Raw genomic sequence first — 4383 nt, 5'->3', positions numbered from 1 at the left:
GGGTGGTCCGTGCTCCTTCCGTGTTGGTGATGACGGTGGGCTCTCCGCCCTCCAGCACGCAGACCACCGAGTTCGTCGTGCCGAGGTCGATTCCCACTGCACGTGTCATGGGTCCTCTCCTCCATCTGCGTCCCACACCGAGGGCAGATGCCGGCGCCTGGTGAAACGGGGCCGTCCAGCGACCGGCCCCCGGAGCGGTTGCGCCACCTCGCCCGGCGTCGCCACCTGCGGATTCGGAGTACACCTCACTAACAGTCTGGATAAAGTCCGCGTCTTGAGTTGTCAAGAAGCCCCAGTTCCCGCCTGCTTGGGTGCTTTTGTGACGGGTGGCGGGCGTCCGGGAAGGGATTGCAGTGCAGCAGCCGCAGGACGGCGGGATCGGCGCCAAGGCCATGATCCCCGCAGCCCGGTTCGGGGCGGATCCCGGTTGCGGCTGCGTCCCCATGGCCTGCGCTGCGCGCTCCGGCACCCGAGCCGCCGGCAGCGGCCTCGCCGGCCCGTGCGCCCGCCTGGTGTGCCGGTCACCCGGACGGGTTAGGCCCCAGCCCGCCGTCGACGTCCGGCCATGAGCCTGTCACCTGCCGAAAGCGGGCGGCCCCCACTCGGAACGGTGGTGGCCGCCAGGCGAGCTTCAGCCCCTTCCCACACCCTGATCACGGAGCCTGGCTCCATGCCAGGCATCCGTCCGGCGGACAGGGCCTCACCCTGCTGTCCCACGAACCAAGGGAGTACGGCAATGACAGTGATGACGGACGCGCTCGTCCCGGCGCTGGAAGACGTCCGGGAGGCCCACGCCGCAGTCATCGACCGGTTCCGCGCCGACCTGGCCGTCACCCCCGCCGGCCCGTACCGCCAGATCCTGCAGCGCCACGTCGCCGGTACCGAGGACAGCCTGGCCCGTCTCGACGACCGCGCCCGCGAGATCCGCCCGCGGACGCTGATGCGGGACACATCCGAGTTCGTCCGCAGTGTCTCCGACGGCGCGGTCCGCACAGCCAGAATCCCGCTGGAGATCGGCATGCTGATCGCGAGCGGTCCTCTGCGCTGGGGGCGTCAGGCCACCGAGCGTGAGCAGCTGAAGAACGCGGAAGGCGAATACGCCGCCGTTGCCCGGGCCCTGATGACCTGCCGGGCCGCGGAGAGCATCGCCGTCCTCGCCGATGACGAGGAGGCCGTGGACCTTCTTGCCGCGCTGCGCCGCCAGGACGAGCAGCTGCTGCAGACGCTGCAGGACACCGTCGACGAACAGGCCAGGGCCCTGGCCGCCGCAACCGCGAACGGCAGCCGACCGGACCAGGACAACGGCGGCACCACCGCGGCGGCCGCAGAGCTCGTGCGTACCGTCGTAGCCCGGATCCGCGAGGCCACCCGGACCGGCGGGCAGCAGACCCACCGAACGGCCGCCGGGGCAGTCCGGGAGATGCCGAGCGTGACGCGGCTCGCCGAGCACGTGCAAGGCGCCGACACCGGGCTGCCCCGCCCGGCGTCGTGTGCCGCACGCCGCTCGGGATCGCCCAGCGTGTCGTAGGCGGCAGGACGTCGGCGAGGCGATCCGCTGCTGCCGGATCCTTTGGCCGGGCGTCCGAATGGAGCGACCGCATCAGCCTGCGACAGGCGGAGGTGATCTCCCCGGACGCATCACGTGGGACGTCGAGGACCGCTCAGTGGTCGCTCCGCGGCCGTTGCCCGGGCGTGGGCCGAGCCGCTCCGATGTCGCGTACGTGGGCCTTGGAGGACACTGGACGCATCCATGGCACTGTGGTGAGTGAGAGCTGATCATTATGCGTGCGTCGCATGTCACCGGTCGCAGTGACCCGGCTCATGGGCCCCTGGCGCGGGAGCGGGTTCACGTTCTGGTCGATCAGCAGGGCTCGGTGACCGGGTGGAGCCCGGCGGCCGAAAGGCTGCTCGGCTACCCGAAGGATGCGGTACTGGGGCGCTCGGCAGTGGACCTGCTGGTCGGGATGGCTGCCGCTGGGCGTCCGCCGGGCCGTGGCGAGGGCTTCGCCGTTGTGCTGCGGCGCCGCGACGGCGGCTTGCTGACGTGCCGATTGGCCGTCCGGCCCGAGCGCGTGGGTGACGCGGGCACGGGCTGGGAGGTGACGCTTACGCCTGCGGAACCGGACGGGACAGCGGAGCTCGAACGGGCGCTGCTCGAGAAGCTCTTCACCCTCTCTCCCATGGGCCTGTTCCTCCTCGACCCTCAGCTGCGCCTTGTCCGGTTCAATCCCGCGGCCGAGGGCATGCAGGGAACCTCGGTCGAGGAAGCTGTCGGCCGACGCCCGACGGAGGTGTGGCCAGGCTTCGGCGTGGAGATGGTGGAGCGGGTCATGGAACAGGTGCTCGCCACGGGCCAGCCGGTGATCGGCGTCGAGAAGCGGGTCCGTCCCCCGGGCGATCCACGGTACGAGCACGTCTACTCCGCTTCCGTTTTCCGTCTGGAGGACGCTCAGGGCCGGATCCTGGGCGTAGCGGACGCCACTGTCGATGTCACCGACCGCTACCTGGCCCACGAGCGGCTGTCCGTGCTCGCTCAGGCCAGCACCAGGATCGGGTCCACGCTCGACGCGTTGGACACAGCCCGGGGCCTGGCGGAGGTGTCGGTGCCTGTGCCGGCCGACAGCGTCGCGGTCGATGTGCTGGAGGCGGTGCTTGCGGGCGAGTACCTGGATGCGGGGCCCGTGGGACACGATGCCGTGCTGCGCCGGGCGGCTTCCCGTTCCCGCGATGACGAGTCCGGGGGGACGGCTGCGGACGACGATGCCGCGGTCCCACGTGCGGCCGCCATCGAGGCCATGGCCGATCTCGAGCCGCGTCTGGTCGACCCGCTGTCCTCGCTGGGGCGGCGGATCGTGCAGGGCTTGAGGACGCCCGGGCGAACCGGCGAAGAAGTCCACTCGCTGATCGTCGCGCCGCTGGTTGCTCAGGACCGGGCCCTCGGGCTCGTGACGTTCTGCCGCTGGGGAGACCGCAGGCCCTTTGAGCGCGATGATCTGACCCTCGCCGCGCAACTCGCCCGGCGCGCGGCCGAGTGCCTGGACAACGCTCGCCGGCACCTGCGCGAGCACAACTCCCTGGTCGCGTTGCAGCACATCCTGCGCCCGGGCGGGCTTCCGCCACAGCAGGCGATGGAGGTGGCGCACGCGTACGTGTCCGCGGGATCCGGTGGCGACTGGGTCGACGCCATACCGCTCTCCGGGGCCCGGGTGGCTCTCGTGGCGGGCCGCGCGCCGGGTCGCGGCATAGAGTCTGCCGCCACGGCAGGACGGCTTCGGGCGGCGGTGCACACCCTGTCGGACCTGGACCTGGAACCGGATGAACTGCTCGCCCGGCTCGATGACATGGTGCGCCGGACGGGCAGGGCGAACGGCTTCACGGGGAGCGACGACCAGCCATCTTCCGTACCGGACACGGAAACGTCTGCCCACGGGCCGGAGTGCGGCGCCACGTGCCTCTATCTGATCTACGATCCCGTGTCCCGGCGCTGCTCGGTAGCCACCGCCGGTCACCCCTGGCCCGTGGTCGTACGTCCGGACGGCACCGTAGGGACTGTGGAGGGCCCGGCCGCCGATGCGTTGTGCTGCCCCGGCTCGCCGTTCGGCAAGGAGGACTTCGAACTTTCCGAGAACTCGACGCTCGTCCTGTACACCCCAGGGCTCCTCCAGCGGGCACAGCAGCCGGACGACCCGGGCGACCAAGAGCGCTTGACCGCCCTGCTCGCCCGTTCTCCCGGCTCTGCGCAGGCGACATGCAGAACGCTGACCGACGCACTCGTCCCGGCTCGGCCCCACGACGATGCCGCCGTCCTGGTCGCCCGCACACACGCGCTGGACTCGGCCCACGTCGCGTCGTGGGACCTCCCGAGCGATCCGGCCACGGTCTCCACAGCCCGCTCCCTCGCCACCCGGCAGCTCACCACATGGGACATGAGCGACGCCGCATTCACCACCGAACTGATCGTCAGTGAGCTCGTCACCAACGCGATCCGGCACGGCAAGCCGCCCGTGACACTCCGACTCGTGCGCAGCCACGTCCTGACGTGCGAGGTGTCCGACGGCAGCAGCGTCTCTCCGCGGCTGCGACACGCCCGCGCCACTGACGAGGGCGGTCGCGGGCTGCTCCTCGTCGCACGGTGCTCCGACCGGTGGGGGATCCGCTACACGAACGACGGCAAGATCGTTTGGGTTGAGCAGAACACAGACGGCACAGCGACGTAGCCACGACGGCGACGATCCACCGGCACTCCCTTCGCGACCGCCCCTTGCCGAGCGAGACTGGTAGGAGACGGACACCGCGCTGATCCGGTCTCTTTGTACGCCCCGGCGTACCGGCTCGGACGGAGGACCGCCTGCTTCGGCTCGCAGGAGAAGGCGATGAACGGCT

3 protein-coding genes are annotated in these 4383 nt (G+C 70.9%); 2 read left to right on the top strand and 1 reads right to left on the bottom strand.

Annotated elements, in window-relative coordinates:
* Positions 1-109, bottom strand: a 109-nt coding sequence (locus StrepF001_RS44660; RefSeq protein ID WP_129803788.1) for an Hsp70 family protein, incomplete at its 3' end; no start/stop codon positions are given.
* A 627-nt stretch (positions 110-736) separates the two neighbouring features.
* Here StrepF001_RS44660 and StrepF001_RS46140 point away from each other — a divergent pair.
* A complete protein-coding gene (locus StrepF001_RS46140) occupies positions 737-1528 on the top strand; it encodes a hypothetical protein (RefSeq protein WP_165396590.1) in 792 nt (263 codons plus the stop codon).
* Between the two features lie 301 nt (positions 1529-1829).
* A complete protein-coding gene (locus StrepF001_RS44650; protein ID WP_276322902.1) occupies positions 1830-4217 on the top strand; it encodes a SpoIIE family protein phosphatase in 2388 nt (795 codons plus the stop codon).
* Positions 4218-4383 lie beyond the last annotated feature (166 nt).

Origin of the sequence: Streptomyces sp. F001, from assembly GCF_004187715.1 — a bacterium.
Lineage (GTDB): Bacteria > Actinomycetota > Actinomycetes > Streptomycetales > Streptomycetaceae > Streptomyces > Streptomyces flavusporus.
The sequence above is the reverse complement of the archived record's forward strand: the minus strand, read 5'-3'. Positions and strand labels throughout refer to the sequence as shown.

What these genes read in the sequence shown, in the direction of transcription:
- StrepF001_RS46140 (WP_165396590.1), top strand. Translation starts at nt 737, where the DNA reads ATGACAGTGATGACGGACGCGCTCGTCCCGGCGCTGGAAGACGTCCGG.